This window comes from Vibrio sp. 1078-1 (assembly GCF_033340475.1).
This window is the reverse complement of record NZ_JAWOWM010000003.1, coordinates 75746-96743: the sequence shown is the minus strand read 5'-3', so window position 1 is coordinate 96743 and position 20998 is coordinate 75746. Positions and strand designations below refer to the sequence as shown.

20 protein-coding genes and 1 tRNA gene are annotated in these 20998 nt (G+C 43.5%); 13 read left to right on the top strand and 8 right to left on the bottom strand.

Annotated features, from left to right (window positions below):
- The first annotated feature begins 79 nt into the window (after positions 1–79).
- From betA to choV, 4 genes are all read left to right on the top strand, one after another.
- Positions 80–1795: a choline dehydrogenase gene (betA, locus tag R7190_RS07525; RefSeq protein WP_005373209.1), complete on the top strand. Its 1716-nt coding sequence runs from the start codon at positions 80–82 to the stop codon at positions 1793–1795.
- Positions 1796–1831: 36 nt separating this feature from the next.
- The gene (locus R7190_RS07520; RefSeq protein ID WP_005382646.1) at positions 1832–2770 is read left to right on the top strand and encodes a choline ABC transporter substrate-binding protein; all 939 of its coding nucleotides are present in this window, start codon (positions 1832–1834) and stop codon (positions 2768–2770) included.
- Between the two features lie 73 nt (positions 2771–2843).
- A complete protein-coding gene (choW, locus tag R7190_RS07515) occupies positions 2844–3686 on the top strand; it encodes a choline ABC transporter permease subunit (RefSeq protein WP_005392552.1) in 843 nt (280 codons plus the stop codon).
- Between the two features lie 2 nt (positions 3687–3688).
- On the top strand, positions 3689–4867 hold the full coding sequence (gene choV / locus R7190_RS07510) for a choline ABC transporter ATP-binding protein (RefSeq protein ID WP_042523602.1): 1179 nt from the start codon (positions 3689–3691) through the stop codon (positions 4865–4867).
- A gap of 96 nt (positions 4868–4963) precedes the next feature.
- Here choV and R7190_RS07505 read toward each other — a convergent pair whose 3' ends face one another.
- On the bottom strand, positions 4964–5620 hold the full coding sequence (locus R7190_RS07505) for an NAD(P)H-dependent oxidoreductase (RefSeq protein WP_064354707.1): 657 nt from the start codon (positions 5618–5620) through the stop codon (positions 4964–4966).
- Positions 5621–5863: 243 nt separating this feature from the next.
- Here R7190_RS07505 and R7190_RS07500 point away from each other — a divergent pair, with 243 nt between their 5' ends.
- Positions 5864–6298 (top strand): globin, encoded by a 435-nt coding sequence (locus R7190_RS07500; protein ID WP_017633662.1) that lies wholly within the window; start codon positions 5864–5866, stop codon positions 6296–6298.
- 41 nt (positions 6299–6339) lie between these two features.
- On the opposite strand, the gene R7190_RS07495 is transcribed toward R7190_RS07500, so the two are convergent.
- Positions 6340–7122 (bottom strand): slipin family protein, encoded by a 783-nt coding sequence (locus tag R7190_RS07495; protein WP_005373196.1) that lies wholly within the window; start codon positions 7120–7122, stop codon positions 6340–6342.
- A gap of 10 nt (positions 7123–7132) precedes the next feature.
- A complete protein-coding gene (locus tag R7190_RS07490) occupies positions 7133–8509 on the bottom strand; it encodes an NfeD family protein (protein ID WP_186585387.1) in 1377 nt (458 codons plus the stop codon).
- Between the two features lie 498 nt (positions 8510–9007).
- On the opposite strand from R7190_RS07490, the gene R7190_RS07485 reads away from it, so the two are divergent.
- From R7190_RS07485 to R7190_RS07475, 3 genes are all read left to right on the top strand, one after another.
- Complete coding sequence (locus R7190_RS07485) at positions 9008–9976, top strand: cytochrome-c peroxidase (RefSeq protein ID WP_182015896.1); 969 nt, start codon at positions 9008–9010, stop codon at positions 9974–9976.
- Entirely contained in the window at positions 9969–12326 is a 2358-nt protein-coding gene (locus R7190_RS07480; protein ID WP_186585386.1) for an ATP-binding protein, read from the top strand. The genes R7190_RS07485 and R7190_RS07480 overlap by 8 nt, the downstream gene beginning before the upstream one ends.
- 99 nt (positions 12327–12425) lie before the next feature.
- Positions 12426–12893, top strand: coding sequence for an OsmC family protein (locus tag R7190_RS07475; RefSeq protein WP_025767882.1), 468 nt, complete (start codon positions 12426–12428; stop codon positions 12891–12893).
- A gap of 76 nt (positions 12894–12969) precedes the next feature.
- On the opposite strand, the gene gdhA is transcribed toward R7190_RS07475, so the two are convergent.
- Complete coding sequence (gene gdhA, locus R7190_RS07470) at positions 12970–14322, bottom strand: NADP-specific glutamate dehydrogenase (RefSeq protein ID WP_025767881.1); 1353 nt, start codon at positions 14320–14322, stop codon at positions 12970–12972.
- 303 nt (positions 14323–14625) lie between these two features.
- On the opposite strand from gdhA, the gene R7190_RS07465 reads away from it, so the two are divergent.
- Together R7190_RS07465 and R7190_RS07460 are read left to right on the top strand one after the other, a co-directional pair.
- Positions 14626–15636 (top strand): DUF2804 domain-containing protein, encoded by a 1011-nt coding sequence (locus R7190_RS07465; RefSeq protein WP_053307607.1) that lies wholly within the window; start codon positions 14626–14628, stop codon positions 15634–15636.
- Between the two features lie 7 nt (positions 15637–15643).
- Complete coding sequence (locus R7190_RS07460) at positions 15644–16501, top strand: sterol desaturase family protein (RefSeq protein ID WP_005373167.1); 858 nt, start codon at positions 15644–15646, stop codon at positions 16499–16501.
- A gap of 16 nt (positions 16502–16517) precedes the next feature.
- Here the strand turns inward: R7190_RS07460 and R7190_RS07455 are convergent.
- Positions 16518–16592: transfer RNA gene (locus tag R7190_RS07455), tRNA-Gly, on the bottom strand.
- 371 nt (positions 16593–16963) lie between these two features.
- Here R7190_RS07455 and R7190_RS07450 point away from each other — a divergent pair.
- The 3 genes from R7190_RS07450 (at position 16964) to R7190_RS07440 (ending at position 18738) form a co-directional block, all read left to right on the top strand.
- On the top strand, positions 16964–17482 hold the full coding sequence (locus R7190_RS07450; RefSeq protein WP_005382627.1) for a DUF4136 domain-containing protein: 519 nt from the start codon (positions 16964–16966) through the stop codon (positions 17480–17482).
- Positions 17483–17626: 144 nt separating this feature from the next.
- On the top strand, positions 17627–18007 hold the full coding sequence (locus R7190_RS07445; protein ID WP_231972281.1) for a hypothetical protein: 381 nt from the start codon (positions 17627–17629) through the stop codon (positions 18005–18007).
- Positions 18008–18057: 50 nt separating this feature from the next.
- Complete coding sequence (locus tag R7190_RS07440; protein WP_042522560.1) at positions 18058–18738, top strand: DedA family protein; 681 nt, start codon at positions 18058–18060, stop codon at positions 18736–18738.
- A 124-nt stretch (positions 18739–18862) separates the two neighbouring features.
- Here R7190_RS07440 and R7190_RS07435 read toward each other — a convergent pair whose 3' ends face one another.
- From R7190_RS07435 to R7190_RS07425, 3 genes are all read right to left on the bottom strand, one after another.
- Positions 18863–19186, bottom strand: a complete 324-nt coding sequence (locus R7190_RS07435) for a hypothetical protein (RefSeq protein ID WP_042522561.1) — start codon at positions 19184–19186, stop codon at positions 18863–18865.
- An 86-nt stretch (positions 19187–19272) separates the two neighbouring features.
- Positions 19273–19731: a hypothetical protein gene (locus R7190_RS07430; RefSeq protein ID WP_017633653.1), complete on the bottom strand. Its 459-nt coding sequence runs from the start codon at positions 19729–19731 to the stop codon at positions 19273–19275.
- Between the two features lie 328 nt (positions 19732–20059).
- Complete coding sequence (locus R7190_RS07425; protein WP_025767877.1) at positions 20060–20701, bottom strand: murein L,D-transpeptidase catalytic domain family protein; 642 nt, start codon at positions 20699–20701, stop codon at positions 20060–20062.
- Positions 20702–20998: the final 297 nt, after the last annotated feature.

The window sequence follows — 20998 nt, the reverse complement described above, 5'->3', positions numbered from 1 at the left end:
CTTGTTCTCAAGCATTTTTCCTACGCTAATTTCGTTCACTTATCTACGGTGATGAGTATTAACTCCTAGGAGAATAAAAATGCAACAACACTACGATTACATCATCGTCGGTGCGGGTTCGGCCGGCTGTGTGTTAGCGGATCGCTTAAGTGAAAGTGGTCAAAATTCGGTCCTATTACTCGAAGCGGGTGGGTCGGATAAAAGTATTTTTATCCAAATGCCAACAGCGCTTTCTTACCCGATGAACACTGAAAAATACGCGTGGCAGTTTGAGACGGTTGAAGAGCAAGGGTTGGATGGTCGCCAACTTCATTGTCCTCGCGGAAAAGTTCTGGGCGGTAGCTCATCTATCAACGGCATGGTTTACGTTCGCGGACACGCTTGTGACTTTGACCAGTGGGAAGAGGAAGGCGCGAAAGGCTGGAATTATCAGTCGTGTTTGCCTTATTTCCGTAAAGCAGAGTCTTGGATTGGTGGTGCTGATGAATATCGGGGCGATCACGGTCCAGTCGGCACATGTAACGGCAACGATATGAAGCTCAATCCACTGTACCAAGCTTTTATTGATGCAGGCAAAGAAGCGGGCTACCCAGAAACAAAAGATTACAACGGTTATCAGCAAGAGGGCTTTGGCCCAATGCATATGACCGTCGACAAAGGCGTACGCGCTTCGACCTCTAATGCATACTTAAGCCGCGCTAAAAAACGCAAAAACTTCACCCTAATGAAGAGGGTGACGGTTCATCGAGTTTTATTAGAAGAAACTGGTGCAGAAGGCAAGAAAGCGGTAGGCGTTGAATTTGAAAAGTCAGGTTCAATTCAGCAATGTTTTGCGAATAATGAAGTGATTTCGAGTGCGGGTTCGGTTGGCTCCGTTCAGCTGTTGCAGCTTTCAGGCATTGGCCCTAAGGCAGTATTAGAAAAAGCGGGCATTGAGGTGAAACACTCGTTGGAGGGGGTAGGTAAAAACCTGCAAGATCACTTAGAAGTGTACTTCCAATATCACTGTAAACAACCTATCACGCTCAACAGCAAATTAGGTTTGGTGAGCAAGGGCTTGATTGGCACTGAGTGGATATTAACTCGCAAAGGCCTTGGTGCGACTAACCACTTTGAATCGTGTGCATTTATCCGCTCTCGAGAAGGGCTAAAGTGGCCAAATATTCAATATCACTTCTTGCCAGCGGCAATGCGTTATGACGGGCAAGCTGCTTTTGATGGTCATGGTTTCCAAGTGCACGTTGGACCTAACAAGCCAGAAAGTCGCGGGTCGGTCGAAGTTGTCTCTGCGAATCCGAATGATAAGCCGAAGATTGAGTTTAACTACATTTCCACTGAACAAGATAAGCAGGATTGGCGTGATTGTATTCGCCTTACTCGCGAGATCCTCAATCAGCCAGCCATGGATGAGTTTCGTGGGGATGAGATCCAACCCGGTCTGAACATCACAACGGATGAACAGATTGATGAATGGGTGAAGCAAAACGTCGAGAGTGCTTACCATCCATCTTGTACCTGCAAAATGGGCGCAGATAATGACCCATTAGCCGTCTTAAATGAGCGATGCCAAGTACGCGGTATTCAAGGCTTGCGTGTGGTGGACTCTTCTATTTTCCCAACTATTCCGAACGGTAATTTAAATGCGCCAACGATTATGGTGGCAGAACGCGCCGCGGACATGATTTTGGATAACGCCCTAGAAACGTCGAACAACGTACCAGTTTGGATTGCACCGGACTGGCAAGAGATGCAACGAATGCATCCGCCAAAAAGAGATCTCGATTCGATCTCATAAAATGAAAAAGTCAGTAATCATTACAAGGAATTCAACATGTCTAAGATGACAAAAATCTTCTCAACAATTGCACTAAGTACTTTAGCAACAGGCGCTTACGCCAACCAATGTGAAACGGTTCGTTTCGCAGATGTAGGTTGGACTGACATCACTGCGACCACTGCCGTTACATCAGAGTTACTTAAAGGGTTGGGGTACAAAACGAAGACTGATCTTCTGTCTGTGCCTGTAACTTACTCCTCTATGGCTAATGGCGATATCGACATTTTCCTAGGTAACTGGATGCCAACGATGGAAGGTGATATCGCGAAATACCGTGATGCAGGTACTGTTGAAACCGTACGCGCGAACCTCGTTGGCGCAAAGTACACGCTAGCGGTTCCAAAATACGTTTATGACGCAGGCGTAACCAACTTCGCTGACCTAGTAAAACATGCCGACAAATTTAAAGATCGCATTTACGGCATTGAACCAGGAAACGATGGCAACCGCTTAATTCAGTCAATGATTGATAGCAACGCATTCGGCCTAAAAGATTTCAGCCTAGTTGAGTCCAGTGAAGCTGGCATGGTGTCTCAAGTATCACGTGCCGCACGCCGCAATCAATGGATTGTGTACCTAGGTTGGGCGCCGCACCCAATGAATAGTAACGTTGAAATGGAATATCTAGCGGGTGGTGATGACTTCTTCGGTCCTAACTACGGCGGCGCGAACGTCTACACAAACGTACGTAAAAATTACCTCGCTGAGTGTCCAAATGTAGGTCAGCTAGTGAAAAATCTAGAGTTTAACCTAGAAATGGAAAATGAACTGATGGAAGCGATTCTTAACCAGAAACAGAAGCCATCAAAAGCAGCGCAAGCATGGTTGAATGCAAACCAAGAGCAAATTGAAGCGTGGCTAGAGGGCGTGAAAACGGTAGATGGCCAAGATGCGCTAACAGCTATTACAAACTACTTAAAAACAAACGCTTAATAAGCAGTATTTGAGCTCGTTTTTTTTAAAAAGTGGGCAGTTTTGCCCGCTTCATTAACACAAAGGTTTTATTTTGAATTTTATTACGGACAACAAACTACCGTTGGGCCAATGGATGGAAACTGGCGTCGATTGGTTAACCATCAATGCATCGGGTTTTTTCGATGCAATCTCTATTACACTTGAAACGATCATTCTTTTCGTGGTGGACATTTTTAAATGGATGCCACCTGCAGCGCCAATCATTATGACGGCGGCAATTGCTTGGTTCTTACATCGCAGCATTCCTCTTGTCGTATTTATCGTGTTGGCCTTACTCGCAATTCTCAACCTTGGTTACTGGCAAGAAATGCTGGAAACCTTTGTCCTTGTGTTTGCAGCGACAACGATTTCCGTATTAATTGGCGTGCCGTTGGGCATTATGGCGGCGCACCGTCCTTGGTTATACACCTTGTTGCGGCCAATACTCGATTTAATGCAGACCGTCCCGACATTCGTTTACTTAATTCCAACCTTGGTTCTGTTTGGCTTAGGTATTGTCCCTGGTCTAATCTCGACCATCATTTTCGCTATCGCTGCGCCAATTCGATTGACGTACCTCGGCATTATTAAAGTGCCGGAGGAGCTACTTGAAGCGGGTAAAGCATTTGGTGCCAGCCGTATGAAGCTACTGTTTAAGGTGGAGTTACCTGCGGCATTGCCAAGTATTATGGCTGGCGTTACGCAGTGCATTATGTTGTCTCTGTCTATGGTAGTCATTGCGGCGCTTGTTGGTGCTGATGGACTTGGTAAACCAGTCGTACGCGCACTGAATACGGTAAACATCTCGCAAGGTTTTGAAGCTGGTTTAGCGATTGTACTCGTTGCCATCATTCTTGATCGCTTGTGTAAAGCACCAAACCAGAAGGAGGCATAATCATGGACGCTATTACTATTAAAAATCTTGATGTCGTTTTTGGTCAGCAACAAGCACAGGCGCTAGCACTACTAGATCAAGGGAAGTCTCGACAAGAAATCATTGATGAAACTGGCCAAGTGGTTGGGGTTGATAATGTTTCGCTGAACGTGAAACAGGGTGAGATCTGTGTCTTGATGGGGCTTTCAGGCTCGGGTAAATCAAGTTTGCTGCGAACGGTTAACGGATTGAACGATATTTCTCGTGGCTCTCTGAAAATTAAAGATGGCGACGATATGGTTGAGCTCTCTAACTGTGACGAACAGAAACTGCGCCACCTTCGTACGCACCGCGTGTCCATGGTGTTTCAGAAGTTTGCATTGATGCCTTGGTTAACGGTGTTAGACAATGTAGCGTTTGGTCTAGAGATGCAAGGCATTGGTAAAGCAGAGCGTCGTAAAAAGGCGCGTGAACAGCTCGAAATGGTCGGTTTATCTGAGTGGGAAACCAAATTCCCGCACGAGCTTTCTGGTGGTATGCAGCAGCGTGTTGGCCTAGCGCGAGCGTTTGCGATGGACACTGATATCTTGTTAATGGATGAACCGTTTTCAGCACTTGATCCATTGATTCGTGCTCAGCTTCAAGATGAATTGATTCTGCTTCAAGAAAAGCTAAACAAAACCATTCTTTTTGTAAGTCACGACTTGGATGAGGCGCTTAAAATCGGCAACAACATCGCCATTATGGAATCAGGAAAGCTGATTCAACATGGCAAGCCAGAACAGATCATTCTTGCTCCAGAAAACGATTATGTGGCGGACTTTGTTGCTCACACTAATCCATTAAATGTACTGAAGGGACGTTCCTTAATGCGTGACGATTTGGTTCGCGAAGATACGCGTGTTCTGATTTGCCCTGACAAAGATATTTGGGTGATACAAGAGAGCAAGGGGTTAAGTTTAGCGGATAAAGATAAATCGTTGATTCAATGGAAGAGCGACTCTTCGAACCTTGACGAAGTTAATGAAAACTCTCTGGTTCAGGTTAGTCCAGAAATCAGTATGCGAGAAGCGATTGAACTTAAACAGCGTAGCAATCAGCCTCTGCTTATGGTTGAAGATAATAAGTTGGTTGGTGTGTTAAGCGACAATGAGCTTTACGATGCATTGCTTGGTAATTTTAAGTCAGAGCAAGTTGCGTAACGTTGACGCAGAACCAAGTAAAAAAGAGCCGCACATTAATGCGGCTCTTTTTAGTTTAAACAATGATTTAAGTCGCTAAGCTAAGACAATGGTCGACTATAGAGTCGTAATTACGTCATCCATTGCAAGGCGTGCTTTTGGAAGACCATGATTATAATCTTCCCCATCTTTATGGTAGCCAATTGCCAGCGCAACTTCACAAATATGGCCCTCGAGCTCTTCTTTAAACTCTTCTCCAATCAGAGCCGGATCGACACCTTCCATCGGTGTTGAATCAATGCCTAGTCGTGCCAATGTGTGTAGTAGGTTGCCTAGTGCCAAATAGACTTGTGCTTTTGTCCAGTTTCCGTTGAAGCCATTTTCGTCCGTATTTGCATCGGCAAAAGCGTAAGCACCCATAAAGTTGTTGTACATCTCCGCTGGCAAGTGGCCAGATGTTACTTCTGCATCCACACGCTTCGCAAATTTCTCTTTAGTAAATTTAGGATCGTAAGCAAACAGAATCGTATGTGATGCGGCTTTCGCGTGTGGTTGGTTAAACTGATGCATATTTGCAAACGTATTGTGGAAACGTTGCTTCGCTTCATCACTTTCAATAACGATGAATTTCCATGGTTGTGAGTTGATAGAAGACGCCGACAAACGCAGTGCTTCTTTGATTATCGCCATGTCTTCTTGAGAAACGCGCTTGGTTTCATCATATTTTTTTGCAGTGTAACGGCTATTTAGATCGGTAATGATTTGATGGGACACGTTTATATCCTCTTTATGTGATGACAGATGAGGATGCACTAGCATCGACAACCATGCGTACCTCGAATATGGGTTCATGATAATGGATATTTTTTCATTGATAAGAGGGTGTTTATTTAAATCACTTTTTACTTTTTGTTGAAAATCGATGTGAGTTGATCGATTTGAAACTTAAAAGTCCTTATTTGGAAGCTTTTATTTGATATTAAATTAAACTCATATTGAGGCGTAGGGGAAAGCAACATGAACGTGATTGAAGTTTTTAATGATAGCTATGAACGTTGTACTTCAGATCAGGAGTTTTTCGACTTGTTCTACAAAAATTTATGGTCGAAAAGTGCCAACTTTAGACAGAAGTTTGACGGTATAGACATGCACCAACAAGTGAGAATGCTTAGAGGGTCTATCGTATTTTTTATGATGGCAGATACCTCGACCGAAGCGCACAAAATGGTGGAAAAGTATGGGAAAAAGCATGCAAGTGCAGATATTGGTATAGAGCCGCAGGATTTTGATGTTTGGCTTGAGAGTTTGTTAGAAACGGTTCGACAGTGTGATTCCGGGTACGATGCCGATGTTGAAACCGCTTGGCGAACATGCTTTAAAACGGGCTTAGAAGTAATGAAACAAGAATGTGATAAAGAAGATGGGCACATCCTTAAAGCGAGTACCAAATAAGGAAGTAACGTGAGTGGTCGTTACTTCCTAGGGGCAGAATCTTACTTATCTTGTGTCTCTTTATTCTTTTTCACCGCTTCGGCGATATCACTGACAGCTTCGACAAGATTGATCGGCATTGGAAAAATAATAGTGGATGTTTTGTCTGTAGTGATTTCAGTGAGTGTCTGCATGTAACGTAATTGCAGTGCATTCGGTGCTTCGTTGAGCATTTGCGCTGCTTCTTTTAATTTATTTGAAGCCTCTAACTCACCAGTAGCGTGAATGATCTTCGCCCTACGGTTACGTTCTGCTTCTGCCTGACGGGCTAGGGCTCTGACCATGCTGTCATTTAAATCAACATGTTTGACTTCAACCGTAGCAATCTTGATTCCCCAGTCATCAGTCTGTTGATCGAGAATGGATTGTAAATCCTTATTGAGGCGTTCTCGCTCTGATAGCAATTCATCGAGTTCATGCTGACCCAATACCGAGCGCAGCGTGGTTTGTGCTAACTGGCTGGTGGCATCGCTGTAGCTTTCAATATTGTTAATCGCCATTTGAGGATCGACTACGCGAAAATAAACGACCGCGTTGACGCGCACAGAAACGTTATCTTTGGTAATTAAATCTTGTGTCGGCACATCCAAAACGACAGTACGTAAATCAACCCTCACCATTTGCTGAATAAATGGGATAAGGATGATCAAACCAGGTCCTTTGACTTCTTGAAATCGACCAAGAAAGAACACAACCCCACGTTCGTATTCTCTCAAAACCTTGAACATTTGGGTCGCTAGTGCGAACAGCAGCACCACGATCACCGCAACGGTATAGAGCATCATAAAGCGCCTCCTATTTATTTTGGCGGTCATCAGGCATCACAGTTAAGGTCAGCCCTTTAACATTAACAATGGTGACGTGATCACCTTGTTTGAATTGTTGATGGTCTTTGGCTTTAGCTCGCCATAACGCACCGTTGAGTTGAACGCGTCCTTCGCCATCGATAAAGTCATCGCTTACCACGGCGACCTTCCCAGGGTATGTCTCTAAACCCGTCGTTACACGCCGGCGACGAATTTTAAGCAGCAGGCCGACAGTCAGCACGATTAGAGCTACGGAAAATATGGCAATACCAAAAATCAAAGGAAGGGCGACCTGGAATCCTGGTAACTCACTGTCCATGAGAAATATTGAACCGAGAACAAAGGCGACAACGCCGCCTAAGCCCAAAATACCAAAGCTCGGGCTGAATGCTTCCGCTATCATTAGTGCAATACCGAGTAACAGCAGACCAAGACCTGCGTAGTTGACGGGCATCATTTGTAGTGCGTACATGGCAAGAAGCAGACAAATCCCACCTAGCACACCGGGTAAGCCAATTCCTGGGTTGTAAAATTCAAGAAGTAAACCGTAGATGCCGATGAGCATTAGAATGTAGGCAACGTTTGGGTTGGTGATAACGGCTAACATTTCTGCTCGCCAATCTGGCGTTCTTTCAACCCATGTTGGATTTTCAAGTGACAATGTCACAGTGCGATTGTTTACTTTAACAGTTTGCCCATCTATGGCTTTGACTAAGTCTTCTGGCGAATTGGCGATGTAATCGATCACGTTTAATTCTAATGCTTCTGTTGCATCCAAGCTCGCCGCCTCGCTTACTGCTTTCTCTGCCCATTCTGCATTTCGTCCATGAAGTTTTGCTAAGCCTTTAATGTAGGCTTTGGCGTCGTTAATTACCTTTTTCTCCATTGCGGTTTTAGCGGGAACTTTCTCTGAGCTTTCGTTGGTTCCTTCTGGCGTTTCTTCCGCGTTTTGATCTTTGCCATCATCCGATGAAGGAGGTTGAGGCGCACCACCTAACGCGACGGGCGTTGCAGCTCCGAGGTTTGTCGCTTCAGCCATGGCGGCTACGTGACTAGCGAGCAAGATGTATGTTCCGGCACTGGCGGCTCTAGAACCAGATGGGCCGACCCAAGTCGCAATGGGAGTCGAGGAGGTGGTAATCGCATGAATAATATCTCGCATTGCGCTATCTAAGCCGCCTGGTGTGTCCATCTCTAAGATCACTAAACTGACACCGTTTAGTTGAGCTTCTTCTATTTCACGAGATAAATAGTCGCTAGTAGCAGGCCCTATAGCGCCTTTGACAGGAACAATCCAAACGGTATTCGCCAGTGCTTGACTGGCCATCAAGAGTAAAGGTAAGAACCATATCCATAGTCGTTTCATGCAGTCCTCCTTGTGTGGTCACAGGGACTTTTTGAAATCCTAATTCAAGTATATCCAAATAACTTAGAGATGCTTGAGTATAGGTTCTAATGAATAAGTTGCCGAGGCTAATTAGGAGACTACTTTTTTATATATAAACGCTGTGTGAGATAGTAAACTAAAGCAAATTATTGGTAATTGTGACGTTTATGTTTATTGTTCAGCGTTTGATTAAGTTGGCCGTTATCTGTGCCGTATTCTTTACTATTTTCGATCTGATCTCGTATGGAGAGGTGACTTGGTTTCAACGGTTTTTGGCTTTTCTACACTAAACTCAGATTTCAATACGTTAGCTACTCATAAGGCGATAGGTTTCTTCCTATTCGCCTTATTACTCCCTCTTCAACCAAAGCCTTAAACAAAGCAATACTTAACTCGGTTTTTCAACTTCCTGTCGGTGGAAAAAATGCCAAAATGCAACTAAATTCATATCAATGACAAGTTTAAGGTATGTAGTTGATGAGGCAATTCAGCGCAATCGCACTAGCTGTTGTAACACTCATTTTGAGCCAAACAACAATCGCAAGAAACGCGAAGATGTTAGGTGATATCTCTCTAGTTCAGCCCATACAGGGTGATCCTAATGTAGATATTAAGCTAGCGAGAATTGGCTGGCATCTCTTCCGCGATCCTCAATTATCGTCAAATGGTAATGTCAGCTGCGCGACATGCCACAATCTGCAAACCAATGGCGCTGAAAATACACCAGTCTCTACGGGGGTGAAAGGTGATGGAATTAGAAATTCTATAACAGTGTTTAATGCGGCGTTAAATTATCGTTTTTTATGGGATGGTACGGAAAACACCTTGATGGCTCAGATTGATGGTCCAATCCATAATCCAATGGAAATGGACTCAAACTGGCAAACAATACAGCAATATGTAAAAGAGAGTGAACATTATCAAGCTCTATTTAATCGTGACGGTGAATTGCCGATTAACGTTCATAATATCAAGTCCGCTATTGTGGAGTTTGTTGAAGGGCTGCAGACGCCTGGCGCACCATTCGATGCTTACTTATTGGGTTACACGCATGTACTGAGTGAACAGCAAATCAGAGGTTGGAAAACATTTCAGACTTCAGGTTGTGTGCAGTGTCATCAGGGCAAAAATATCGGCGGAGCGATGATCCAAAGGTTCGCCTATTTCAAGGATAAGCCAGTAGTAGAGGACTCGGGCAGGCAACTCGTTACGATAGAAGATGAAGAGCGATTCTATTTTAGAGTAGCCAGTTTACGCAATGTCGCGCTAACGAGTCCTTATTTTCATAATGGGCAAGTCGATAAGTTATCCGACGCGATACAAATCATGGCTAAAACCCAGCTCGGTATAACGATGAACGATGAGAATGTCGCGGACATTGAAGCATTCTTGCAGTCGTTGACAGCACCTAGACCCATAATTTTAGAGGTGTTGGAAAATGAATAAATTCAAACTGATCAACTTTTGCTTTTTTATTGGGATACTGACGTGCTGCACACTGGCGTATATGTCGTATATGAATTCAAAAAACGCTCAAGAATTTCATGCAGGGCTAATGAATATCGGACATGAGTTGATTGAAGAGCGTGATGTTATCGTGAACCGATATGCCGTTGAAGATAGGAAAAACTATGAGTTAACAACATCTTTAGTAGAGATAGAAATCGCAGCACAGGCACTGTTGGAATCATCAAAGGCATCTGTTTGGTTTCCCGTGACACCCAATCGTATAAAAGTTAGGGATACGCTTGAACAGTTTAAGGAGCGAGTGCTTCAAACAACGTTGAAGCTTGATATGTTAATTGGTGTTCAGGTAGAAAATCGGTATGCATTACTCATGTTGTTCAATTTATATCAGCAAGATGTTTCTACCGAGCGCGGCCAATCATTGGGTGGCAGTCGTTATTTTGAATTTCTCAACCAGTTGCTTCTAACACAAACTGAAGTTGAGAGTGAAAAGGAAGCGAACTTCCTTAAACGGCTTCAAACGAGTGATAAAAGAATTGAATTGCTGACGAATGAACTGCTTGATCACACTTATATTGAGTTTGTCGAAAGCTCAGAGCATCGGTTACTCAATATTGCTCAAAGTGAGGCGCGTTTTACGTGGCTGTTTGTATTTATCGCGGTGATGTTTCTAGTTAGCGCGTTTGTTTATCAGTCGCATCACCGAATGCATAACTTAAAACAGTTGAATCTTGAAATTGAAGAGGCGAGAAACAAAGCCGAGCGAGCGGCAAAAGCGAAATCAAATTTTCTCGCTGCAATGAGTCACGAACTAAGAACGCCGATGAATGGCGTACTAGGGCTTTCTCAAATGATTGCAGAAGAGACCAAAGAGCCGACGACGAAAGAGCACATTAGGGTTATTCTTGACTCTGGCCAGCATCTGATGACTATCCTCAACGATATTTTGGATTTTTCTAAAGTTGAAGAAAACAAACTGGAATTTGAGCAAGCTAAGTTTAAGCTCGATCAAGTGCTTTCTCCGGTGTGTAGCGCAATAAAACCACTTGTTGATGAAAAAAATATCGAGTTAATCTTGGAAAACGAGATTTCTGAATATACTGAATTTACTGGGGATTGTGCGCGTTTACGACAGATCTTGTTTAATCTCGCCGGTAACGCGGTGAAGTTTACTAATGAAGGGCACGTGCTGGTTAGAACTGAGTTAGATGAATCGAATCAGTTGTTGGTCATGCGCGTGAGCGACACCGGTATTGGTATTGCGCCAGACAAGCACGAGCATATTTTTAACTCGTTTGAGCAAGCAGACTCATCAACGACTCGAAGGTTCGGCGGAACAGGGCTTGGGTTAGCCATCGTCAAAAAACTAACCGATTTGATGGGTGGCCATATTACTCTGAAGAGTATAGAAGGCGTTGGAAGTCAATTTATCGTTGAGTTGCCGATTCCTTGGGTAGAATCTGCTCCGAAAAAGCAGCAAGAAGCACCGAAACCTCGCGCAAAATCACACCATTTAAAGATACTACTTGCTGATGATAACCGTGTGAATGCCATTGTGGCAAAGGGGTTTTGCGAAAAGCTTGGGCATGAAGTGGATGTTGCAGAAAATGGATTAATCGCGGTTAAAAAGGCGAAAGAGAACGAGTACGACCTGATCTTGATGGACAACCATATGCCCGAGATGAATGGCGTTGAGGCGACACGCGTTATCCGAAAAGAGTTAGGTATCAAGACATTACTCTTTGCGTACACGGCAGACGTATTTCGTGAAGCTCACGATAGCTTTATTGAAGCAGGAGCAGACCATGTGCTTACGAAACCGCTACAGCATGAGAGCTTTTCAGACGCTCTCAAACAGTTTGCCGCCAGACTCGAACCGAAACAGAATCCGCCACTAACGAGTGACAGCAATGTGCTTCAGTTGCAGCGTAAGCCAATCGAGAACTTAAGGTTAACAGAGGAAGAACTCTCCCGCTCAGGCATGTTTGCTTCTTTACGAGATGAGCCAGAAGCGCTCGACGAGCTGCTAAAAAGCATTATTGTCGATTTTGAGACATCTGTTGATGAGCTTATTGAATACTTTATGGCTGAAGACTTTGCTTCATTAGAGCTGACGTTGCACAAAACGAAAGGGATGGCACTGAACCTAAGTTTACCTATTTTGGCGAGCCAAACGGAGGCCCTGGAAACTCAACTTAAAGCCAACCAAAGTCCCGAGATTGAGCAGTTGCAGATGCTGATCAATCGGTTACAGGTCAACATCCATCAGTCTCATAGACTTTTGGATGATATCCAGAAGAACAATGCCGATCCTCAACAGATTTTATAGTCCCTGTGAGTGCGATGCTTTCCTTAACTCATTTTGTTGTGGTTTACTGTGGCAAGGACGGATAGTGTTGATTCGTCGTCGGAAAATCAGGGAGTTAGAATGAGTAAGCATTCCGCTTTAATCAAATGGCATCGTAAAGCTGGCGAAGAGTTTAAGGATAATAAGTATAGTAGGGCACACATTTGGCAATTTGATGGAGGGTTGCAAGTCCCAGCATCTCCATCTCCCCACGTAGTACCATTACCACTATCCGTAGAAGAAAACGTTGATCCAGAAGAAGCGTTTGTCGCGGCACTTTCTAGTTGTCATATGCTCGTTTTCCTGTCTATTGCAGCAAAGCGGCGTTACGTTGTGGACAGTTACTTCGATGAAGCGGTAGGGGAGCTTGAAAAAGGCGAAAACGGAAAAGAGTGGGTATCAAAGGTAACGTTAAACCCTAAGATAACATTTTCAGGTGAAAAACAACCGACACCATCTCAATTAGAAAAACTGCACCACATGGCCCATGAGAATTGCTTTATCGCCAACTCCGTTAAAACAGAAGTGACAACGCTTATTGCGAATTAAGTGGAGCTCTTTATCAAAAAGCGCGGCCTATTGCGGAGTTATATTAAGCCAGCAGTCATCCTGCTGGCTCGTTCATCTAGACGACACCTTGCTCAATCATTGCATCAGCGACTTTTCTAAAGCCTGAAATGTTGGCGCCTAAAACTAAATTTCCAGGTTGGCCAAACTCTTTACTGGTTTCGTTTGCATTGATGAAAATATTTTTCATGATGGTTTGCAACTGACTATCCACTTGTTCAAACGTCCAGTTTTGCATGCTGGCGTTTTGCGCCATTTCAAGTTGACTGGTTGCAACGCCGCCTGCATTGGCTGCTTTGGCAGGCCCATAAGCTATGTCCGAGTCCACGATAATATTGGCAGCATCACGGGTGGTTGGCATGTTCGCCCCTTCACTAATCAAAATACATCCGTTTTCGATAAGAGCCAGTGCGTCGTCTGACGTTAATTCATTTTGAGTCGCACAAGGGAAGGCAGCATCAGCCTGATATCGCCAAACAGCATGCCCTTCATTAGGATAGTCGCCCTCTGGTGTGTATTCTGCTTCAGGGTAAGTTTCTAAATATTCTTCTAAGCTTGCTCTTTTCACTTCTTTCAGTTGTTTGAGGAGCTTAAGATCAATACCGTGCTCATGATAGATCGTACCTCGAGAGTCGCTGCATGTAACCGGCGTTGCTCCCATATGGTACAGTTTTTCAATGGCGTAGATAGCCACGTTGCCAGCACCAGAAACGAGGCAAGTTTTCCCTTTCAATGAATCGTTGCGGTCGTTGAGCATGCATTCTGCAAAATAGACGGCGCCATATCCTGTCGCTTCTTTTCTGGCGAGTGAGCCCCCCCAAAGCAGACTCTTGCCTGTAAGCACACCTTCGTAGCGCCCCGTCAATCGTTTGTATTGACCAAACATATAGCCAATTTCGCGCGCCCCGACGCCGATATCGCCTGCGGGAACATCGGTGGCAGGACCGATATGACGGTACAACTCGTTCATAAATGATTGGCAAAATCGCATGATCTCGCCGTCGGATTTTCCTTTAGGATCGAAGTTTGAACCGCCTTTGCCGCCACCGATAGGAAGGCCAGTCAGTGCGTTTTTAAAGATTTGCTCAAAGCCGAGAAATTTTATGATGCTCGCATTGACTGAGTGATGGAATCTCAATCCTCCTTTGTACGGCCCCAAAGCAGAGTTGAATTCAACTCGATAACCTTTGTTTACTTGTACATTTCCAGCATCATCAACCCAAGGAACTCGAAACATGATTTGACGTTCTGGCTCGACGATCCTCTGGATAATCGCTTGTTCCTTATATTTATTATTGCCTTCTATTACCGGCGCGAGAGAAGTTAATACTTCTTCTACCGCTTGGTAAAATTCTTTTTGCGCAGGGCTACTGTGTTGCAACGCAACAATAGTATCGTGTATGTATGACATAGATTTCTTCCTTGATGTGAATAAGCAATCAGTTTATATGAATGTATTTCCATTAAATAGTGATTTTGACCAAGATTCAATGGTTGTAGTGGTCTTTCCTGCGGATGAGAATGTGCAGCTTCTAACCCAGGCAGTGTTGGTTGAGATAGGTAGGGCGAGCTAAGTAAGCGGGTGGTTGAGTGATCAGTTTCACATATAACAAGCAGAAATCACTTTAGTCGATGTTGTTGTGCAGTTACGCAAATTGTTTATGTTAACGTCATGTTAAAGTTTGTGTGTGATAACTTGTGAAAAGACAACTATATGGATGAGCTTAAGGTTCTGAACTCGTTTATTCAGCAGAATGGTCTACCAGCGTTTGGCCACCTTGATGGAATTCCAACATCGTTACAGCTAGATAAATTTACTTACCTCGATGAGATGGATAAGCCAGTGTCTAAGTGGCGCCGTTACCGCGATTATAAGCAGTTTCAGTTCGTCAATTTGGTCACACCTGATTACGTCATTGGAGTAGCGATTGCTGATATACGGTATTTAGCATCCGGCTTTTGCTACCTGTTTGATATTAAAAAGAATAAGTTGATTGAGCAACAATGGTTGAAACCTTTTAATATAGGTTATCAAACTCAGCCTTCCAGTTGGTGCAGTCTTGCCCATCTTGCTAACAAAAGAGTTCAGTTTTCTATTAAGGATGGTATTTGGCACGTCCACTTTGTGACAGAGTCAGTCAATGCGGATCTCTATTTACGTCCAGAAAACATGAGTTTGCCATTAATGTTGTGTACGCCAACAGGTTATGCGGGTTGGACATATACTCAGAAGCACAATGCGTTAGCAGTAGACGGTAACTTGTTCATATTAGGAAAAGAGCAAGATCTTTCAGAGGTGGCTGCTGGTTACGATTTTTCCGCTGGGTACATGCGGCGAGAAACAAGTTGGCGCTGGGCGAGTATCAATTGCTTTGAGGATGACAGGCGTCTGGGGTTGAACTTGGCAGCTGGCGTTAATGAAACTGGCTATTGCGAAAATGTATTGTGGATTAATGGTCAGCGTCACTTTTTGCAACCTGTGCAGTTTCAGTTTTCACGAAGTGATGAAGGGCAAAAGTGGCATATTACGTCTGAAGATAAACGAGTTAACTTACAGTTCACGCCTTTGAATCGACGCTCAGAGAAGAAAAATTTTTGGCTTCTCAAAAGTAACTTTCGTCAGTATATCGGTTATTTCTCTGGCTATCTTATCGATGGAAATGGCATCAAACATCAGTTAGAAGAAGTTATGGGTCTTACTGAAGATCACTATGCAAAATGGTAGAAACACAATGGATTGGACGCAGTTGATGGACCGCCCAGAATTACTTCTGATGATTCTGGCTCCAGTTTTCTTTTTCTGCATGCTTGCCGAATATTGGTTCGGACAAAGAAGGGGACGCTTGCCTGAAAGCGCGACGTATTACTTCCCTGAAGTAGCGTGTAATTTTGTTCTTGCGGGCTTACACCAAGCGACAGACATACTCACGGGTTTACTGATTGCTCAGTTGTATTTGTGGTGGTTCGATTGGCGTTTGTTTGATATCGAAATGAGCGTCTCAGCTTTTCTTTTACTTGTTGTCCTGCAAGATTTTTTCTATTACTGGTTTCATCGGGCTAGCCATCGTATTCGTTGGATGTGGGCCGCGCACGTTGTTCATCACAGTTCGGAAAGAATGAACTTCAGTACCGCCTTTCGTCAAAGTTTAATGTATCCGCTAGCGGGGATGTGGATTTTTTGGTTGCCCTTGGTGATTATTGGTTTTGAGCCAAAATGGGTTGTCTTCGTTGTGTTGTTTAATCTGGGCTTACAGTTTTTTGTTCACACCCAATCAATTCGTTCGCTCGGGCCACTAGAGTGGGTATTTAACACGCCGTCTCATCATCGCGTTCATCATGGTGTGAACCGTCAGTACATCGACAAAAATTATGCGGGTGTATTAATTATTTGGGATCGAATGTTCGGAACGTTTGAACCAGAGGTGGAAACGGTTCGGTATGGGGTTTCTAAACCTGTAAACAGCTTTAATCCCATCCGTGTGACGTTTGCAGAATGGAAAGACATGTTTTATGACGTAACTCGACCAAACTTATCATGGAAACAACGCTGCCGCCGTTTGTTCGCTCCGCCATCGGATTTTTATGAGTAAATTGGGATAAAGAGATTGGAGCGGGCAGCGGGAATCGAACCCGCATCATCAGCTTGGAAGGCTGAGGTAATAGCCATTATACGATGCCCGCGCATCGATAGGACTCAGTTAATATGCCACACTGGACGAAAAAGAAAAGTCTTTTCTCATCAAATGTTTGTCAGTTGCCTAAAAAAGTAGCGGACTGATGTTAAAGTGTTCATTGTCTCTGGTTTTTTGTGGCACTCGCGATTTCGCTACTAAGCTTAGAGGCTTCCAATTAGGTCGTAAACACCGAATTCTTAGGTGTTTAGATGTTGATGATATTCAAGATTTTCTGTGTAAAGGTTAATCTCGTTTATTGAACAGTCACGTTTCATGGTCAAGACTAAATATTGAAATGATTACTTTTTACTGTTGATGCGTATGTATAACACAGGGTAATTCTGCTGAAACAGTCAGCTTAACCAAAGGAGATTTAACATGATGAGAGGTTTGATATTAGGGCTGGTGGTGATGCTGGTATCTGCTTGTACTACCGTTACAACCGATGTGGATAAACAAGCCGACTTTTCAGCTTACAGAACGTTTGACTTCGGTGCTCAGGCGGAAGCTCCTACCAGTATTGATGGTCGACGTATTGAGCAAGGGCTTGCTGAACAGCTTGAGGGTAAGGGTTTAATTAAGGTAAATAGTGGCGGTGACCTTTACGTACATCATGATATCGTAGAAGAATCCGAGCTTGTTTCTTCAGGATCGTCGGTGAGCTTTGGCTATGGCTGGAATAGCTTTGGTGTGATCACTTCAAGCCCAGAAAGATATAAAGAACGTAAGTATGGGAAGTTGGTGGTTGAACTGGTTGATGCAAAGGCTAATCAAGTCGTTTGGAAAGGCGTTTCAAGTCGTAAACTGTCTGAGTCAATGAGCTCTGAGAAAAGAGAATCTCTCATCCAAGAAGAAATCGCGAAGATGTTTGAAAGCTACCCTTACGGTGAAAAATAATTAGTATTCTTAACGATTAAGAATACTAATTGCCAATAGTTACGCACAGGGTTAAAAGAACTTATCATTTTGGTTCTGGTTACCTTTGTGCGTACGACTCTGATTGCTTTACTCGGACTACTTTTCTGCTTGTTGGCTCCGAGCATGAGCCTTGCGCACTCACACCCAAATTTTCTTTCCTTTCATAACCAGAATATTGCTGTTGACGCTAAGTCGAAGCACTTTTCAGAACATCCTATCTCTCCAGTACAACAAGACTATCCGAGCTTAAACAGCCGGAATAGATTGAGGGTTAGCCATGCTAAGGAAATGAGCTCGAACGACGATGTAGAACCCGAATGGTTTGAAATGCTTGATGTAGCATGGTGGGCGCATCGTTCGGCAATTTACTCGATGAAGCGGCTAAAACGCATCGGCAATGAGGCTTTAGGTTGTTGTATTGAAAGTATTTTTACTCACTTTAAATACAGAATCGGAGTGAGAAAAGAATCGAATTTCATATACCGCTTTATACATGCTCGCTAACACATTCCATGTTTTTGCAACTTTTGGTTAATTATGCTTAGGAGCGGTTTATGTTTGATTTGATCATTCAGGTCTTGAGTGCTTTTTGGCATCAAGATTTCACGGCGTTAATGGCGCCAGGCAGTGCAGGTTTGGTTTATTTTGTTGTTGCTGTGATTATCTTTTTGGAAAGTGGTTTTATTCCTGCTGCACCTTTCCCATGCGACAGTGTCGTCGTATTATCCGGTACGCTGGCGGCGGTTGGCGTCCTTGACCCAATTATGATCATGTTGGTGATAGCTGTTAGTGCGGGGTTGGGAAGTTGGGCGGCTTATTTACAAGGCAAGTGGCTAAATCGCTTACCTAAGGTCCAAGGCTGGGTGAGTGCGGTTCCTCAAAAGCGTTTGGAACAAGTCGACGTATTACTCAGTAAACATGGATTGATTGCGCTTTTGTGCGCGCGGTTTATTCCGGTTGTTCGTTCCCTATTGCCATTAATGATGGGGTTGCGAGTGAAACGTATTAGTAAATTCCATTACTTTGCGTGGCTGAGTGCGATTTTATGGACGCTGATATTATGCGGTTTCGGTTCATTACTTCCTTTGCTACCGGAAAATATGAGCAAAGCAATCACAATGCTATTAATGGCGGCCCCAATAATTACTCTTGTGATTGGAGTGCTTAGTTTCTTGTTTGTTAAAGCACGTCGAGCGTTCTGTAAACCCAAGGATGTGTCTGAGTTTTCTCAGTAAGTTTACTTGATTTGCACTTTTAAGCTTGTATGCAGATTAGACATCTAATCGACAGGCTTTTGTCAGTAAAAAGAAAGGCGCATACATTGCGCCTTTCTTTTTGAGTGTCGTTAGGGTTTCGAATTTAATAGCCAATGCTATATAGGTATTCGCCAACTTCTTTGCACTGAGACTTGTAGATGTTCTCTACTTCAGACTCATTCTTATCTGCTGCTTTAAATTCGAGTTCGGCAGACGATAGCTGGTCAAAGCTGTAGTCTCTCTCAGACATTAAGTAGTGTCTGAACATCGCTCTGTGTTCCGGAACTGCAATACGTGCGTTAGAAACGTTGGCACACTCTAACAGAGTGTCGTTACTCATTTCTTCTGGCTTAGTTTCTGTGTTTGCAAAGGTTGAGCCCGCTGAAAATAGTAATGCTAGTGCGATGGTTGTAGCGATTCTTGTCATTATATGGACCTCAAATTGGTTCTAGTAACAATGAGCATATTGGCTCTTATCGTTACATTTTCGTGTTCTCTGTATGTCATAAAAAGTTAAACAACAGAGAAGGCGTTGCGACCATGAGTAAAGACGTACATTAAGTTCGCTTCCTTTCTTCCTGAGAGGCGATAAAGAGAGCGTTGACTCATGAGTCCGCCATAACTGTCTAGAGGTAAGCGAGATGCTTGTTTTGCCAACTCCAGTAGTGGTGGAGAAGAGAAAGCAATAAGTAAAAAATAATCAGGAGTAAAATCTGATGATAAAACGCCATCAGTAGCTGATGTTCGGCGACAGGAGACAAGCCCGAACAACTCGCGCTTTATATGTAGGTAGTAACTTTCTGAACCCCAAGAGCTCAGAGAAGCTGAGGCATGAAAATCAGTGTGTGCTAGCTCAAAATCGTCTTGTTGAGAGAGTTTAAGTAGGCGCTCGGAAGTGTAATGTTTGGTGTGGTGCCACTCATGCGCATATGAAGCTGTGATGAGCCCTGAGAGCAGGGACAAAGAAAGCATCAATAATATATGGTGTAGATAACGCAAGAAGTAACCCTAAACATATAAAGCCACAGTTACCCACCATGATTAAGGAATCTTAGTGGAACTATGATAACGACGAAAGCCAGTGTCTGATGAACTCAGCGTATACTAACGAGATGGAAGGGGGATGAACAGAGTTTTCTGATCGCACTTAGGTATATCAGCGAATAACACAATAGTTTTCGCTTTCGAGTAAGCGAAAATGGAAAGAGAGTCGTTGCACAAGGACGATTAAGCTAACAGGATTATTACTGGGGAAGAAATAGAATCTTCTTTTGTCTTCCCCATATGTGTCGCATCGGTATTACGCGCTTGCGTAAATAACGCTGCCGCCTTTTATAGTGTCAATGATCTCGCGAGACAACTTCTTTGGTAAAGCAGGGCAACCCCAACTGCGTCCGAGGTATCCATTCTTCTTGATAAAGGAAGGGTTTGCGTAATCGGCACCGTGCACGACAATGTAACGCTCGCGAGCTTTGTCGTTTAATCCAGAGCTTAGCCCATCTAATCGAAGTGAATAGCCATTTGAGCCGTAGTAAGTGGTATCAGTCAAAAAAGTGCCCAATGATGTTTTTCGCGAGTTCACGACATTTGAAAACTGTGTCGCTGTTTTCTTTCCGCTGTTCACGCCGTGAGAAACATACGTATTGTAGATTAGCTTCTTTTTATCTAAATCAACCACATAAAAACGCTTTTCAGTTGATGGTTTACTATAGTCGATGATCGTTAGTACCGACTTCTTTCTATCGGGTGTCTTCTGATAAGCGATGTAAGCGTCACTGAACAACTTAAAGTCTACTATGCCATCTAGCTTGGCTTGTTTAAACACATGTTCAACTTGCTTTGGTCGTAAATGATCCCTGGGTTCGTTATCTGATTGTTTTGCAAAAGCAAAAGGTGAGACAGACAACAGCGCACATGTAAATAATAAAATTAACTTTTTCATCTTGGCTAAATAAAACTCTATGGTGTTACAAATTTACCGATTGCTTCATGCATTCGTTAAAACAACATGCACATCAATATAATTCTATTCCCAATGTTTCTTATTGCACGCTTAGGTGCTTGATATTGGGTTGACGATAAGTTTTCGAGTTAAAAACTAACTAATTGAAACTTATATAAAATATGAAGTTTAACGATGGTTTCTATAAACTTCGGCGTAAATAATATCTGATATATGTAATTAATAAAACTGTGTTTAAGGATATTTGTGAAGTTGCTAATTTATAAAAACGGCGTT

Excerpts from the sequence above, each read along its gene's own strand:
- R7190_RS07430 (WP_017633653.1), bottom strand. The coding sequence starts at position 19,731 with ATGCTTTCTTTGTCCCTGCTCTCAGGGCTCATCACAGCTTCATATGCG.
- choV (WP_042523602.1), top strand. The coding sequence starts at position 3,689 with ATGGACGCTATTACTATTAAAAATCTTGATGTCGTTTTTGGTCAGCAA.
- R7190_RS07520 (WP_005382646.1), top strand. The coding sequence starts at position 1,832 with ATGTCTAAGATGACAAAAATCTTCTCAACAATTGCACTAAGTACTTTA.
- R7190_RS07425 (WP_025767877.1), bottom strand. The coding sequence starts at position 20,701 with ATGAAAAAGTTAATTTTATTATTTACATGTGCGCTGTTGTCTGTCTCA.
- R7190_RS07480 (WP_186585386.1), top strand. The coding sequence starts at position 9,969 with ATGAATAAATTCAAACTGATCAACTTTTGCTTTTTTATTGGGATACTG.
- R7190_RS07485 (WP_182015896.1), top strand. The coding sequence starts at position 9,008 with ATGAGGCAATTCAGCGCAATCGCACTAGCTGTTGTAACACTCATTTTG.
- R7190_RS07490 (WP_186585387.1), bottom strand. The coding sequence starts at position 8,509 with ATGAAACGACTATGGATATGGTTCTTACCTTTACTCTTGATGGCCAGT.
- R7190_RS07440 (WP_042522560.1), top strand. The coding sequence starts at position 18,058 with ATGTTTGATTTGATCATTCAGGTCTTGAGTGCTTTTTGGCATCAAGAT.
- R7190_RS07445 (WP_231972281.1), top strand. The coding sequence starts at position 17,627 with ATGAGCCTTGCGCACTCACACCCAAATTTTCTTTCCTTTCATAACCAG.
- R7190_RS07435 (WP_042522561.1), bottom strand. The coding sequence starts at position 19,186 with ATGACAAGAATCGCTACAACCATCGCACTAGCATTACTATTTTCAGCG.
- R7190_RS07460 (WP_005373167.1), top strand. The coding sequence starts at position 15,644 with ATGGATTGGACGCAGTTGATGGACCGCCCAGAATTACTTCTGATGATT.
- betA (WP_005373209.1), top strand. The coding sequence starts at position 80 with ATGCAACAACACTACGATTACATCATCGTCGGTGCGGGTTCGGCCGGC.
- R7190_RS07465 (WP_053307607.1), top strand. The coding sequence starts at position 14,626 with ATGGATGAGCTTAAGGTTCTGAACTCGTTTATTCAGCAGAATGGTCTA.
- R7190_RS07495 (WP_005373196.1), bottom strand. The coding sequence starts at position 7,122 with ATGATGCTCTATACCGTTGCGGTGATCGTGGTGCTGCTGTTCGCACTA.
- R7190_RS07500 (WP_017633662.1), top strand. The coding sequence starts at position 5,864 with ATGAACGTGATTGAAGTTTTTAATGATAGCTATGAACGTTGTACTTCA.
- R7190_RS07450 (WP_005382627.1), top strand. The coding sequence starts at position 16,964 with ATGATGAGAGGTTTGATATTAGGGCTGGTGGTGATGCTGGTATCTGCT.
- R7190_RS07475 (WP_025767882.1), top strand. The coding sequence starts at position 12,426 with ATGAGTAAGCATTCCGCTTTAATCAAATGGCATCGTAAAGCTGGCGAA.
- gdhA (WP_025767881.1), bottom strand. The coding sequence starts at position 14,322 with ATGTCATACATACACGATACTATTGTTGCGTTGCAACACAGTAGCCCT.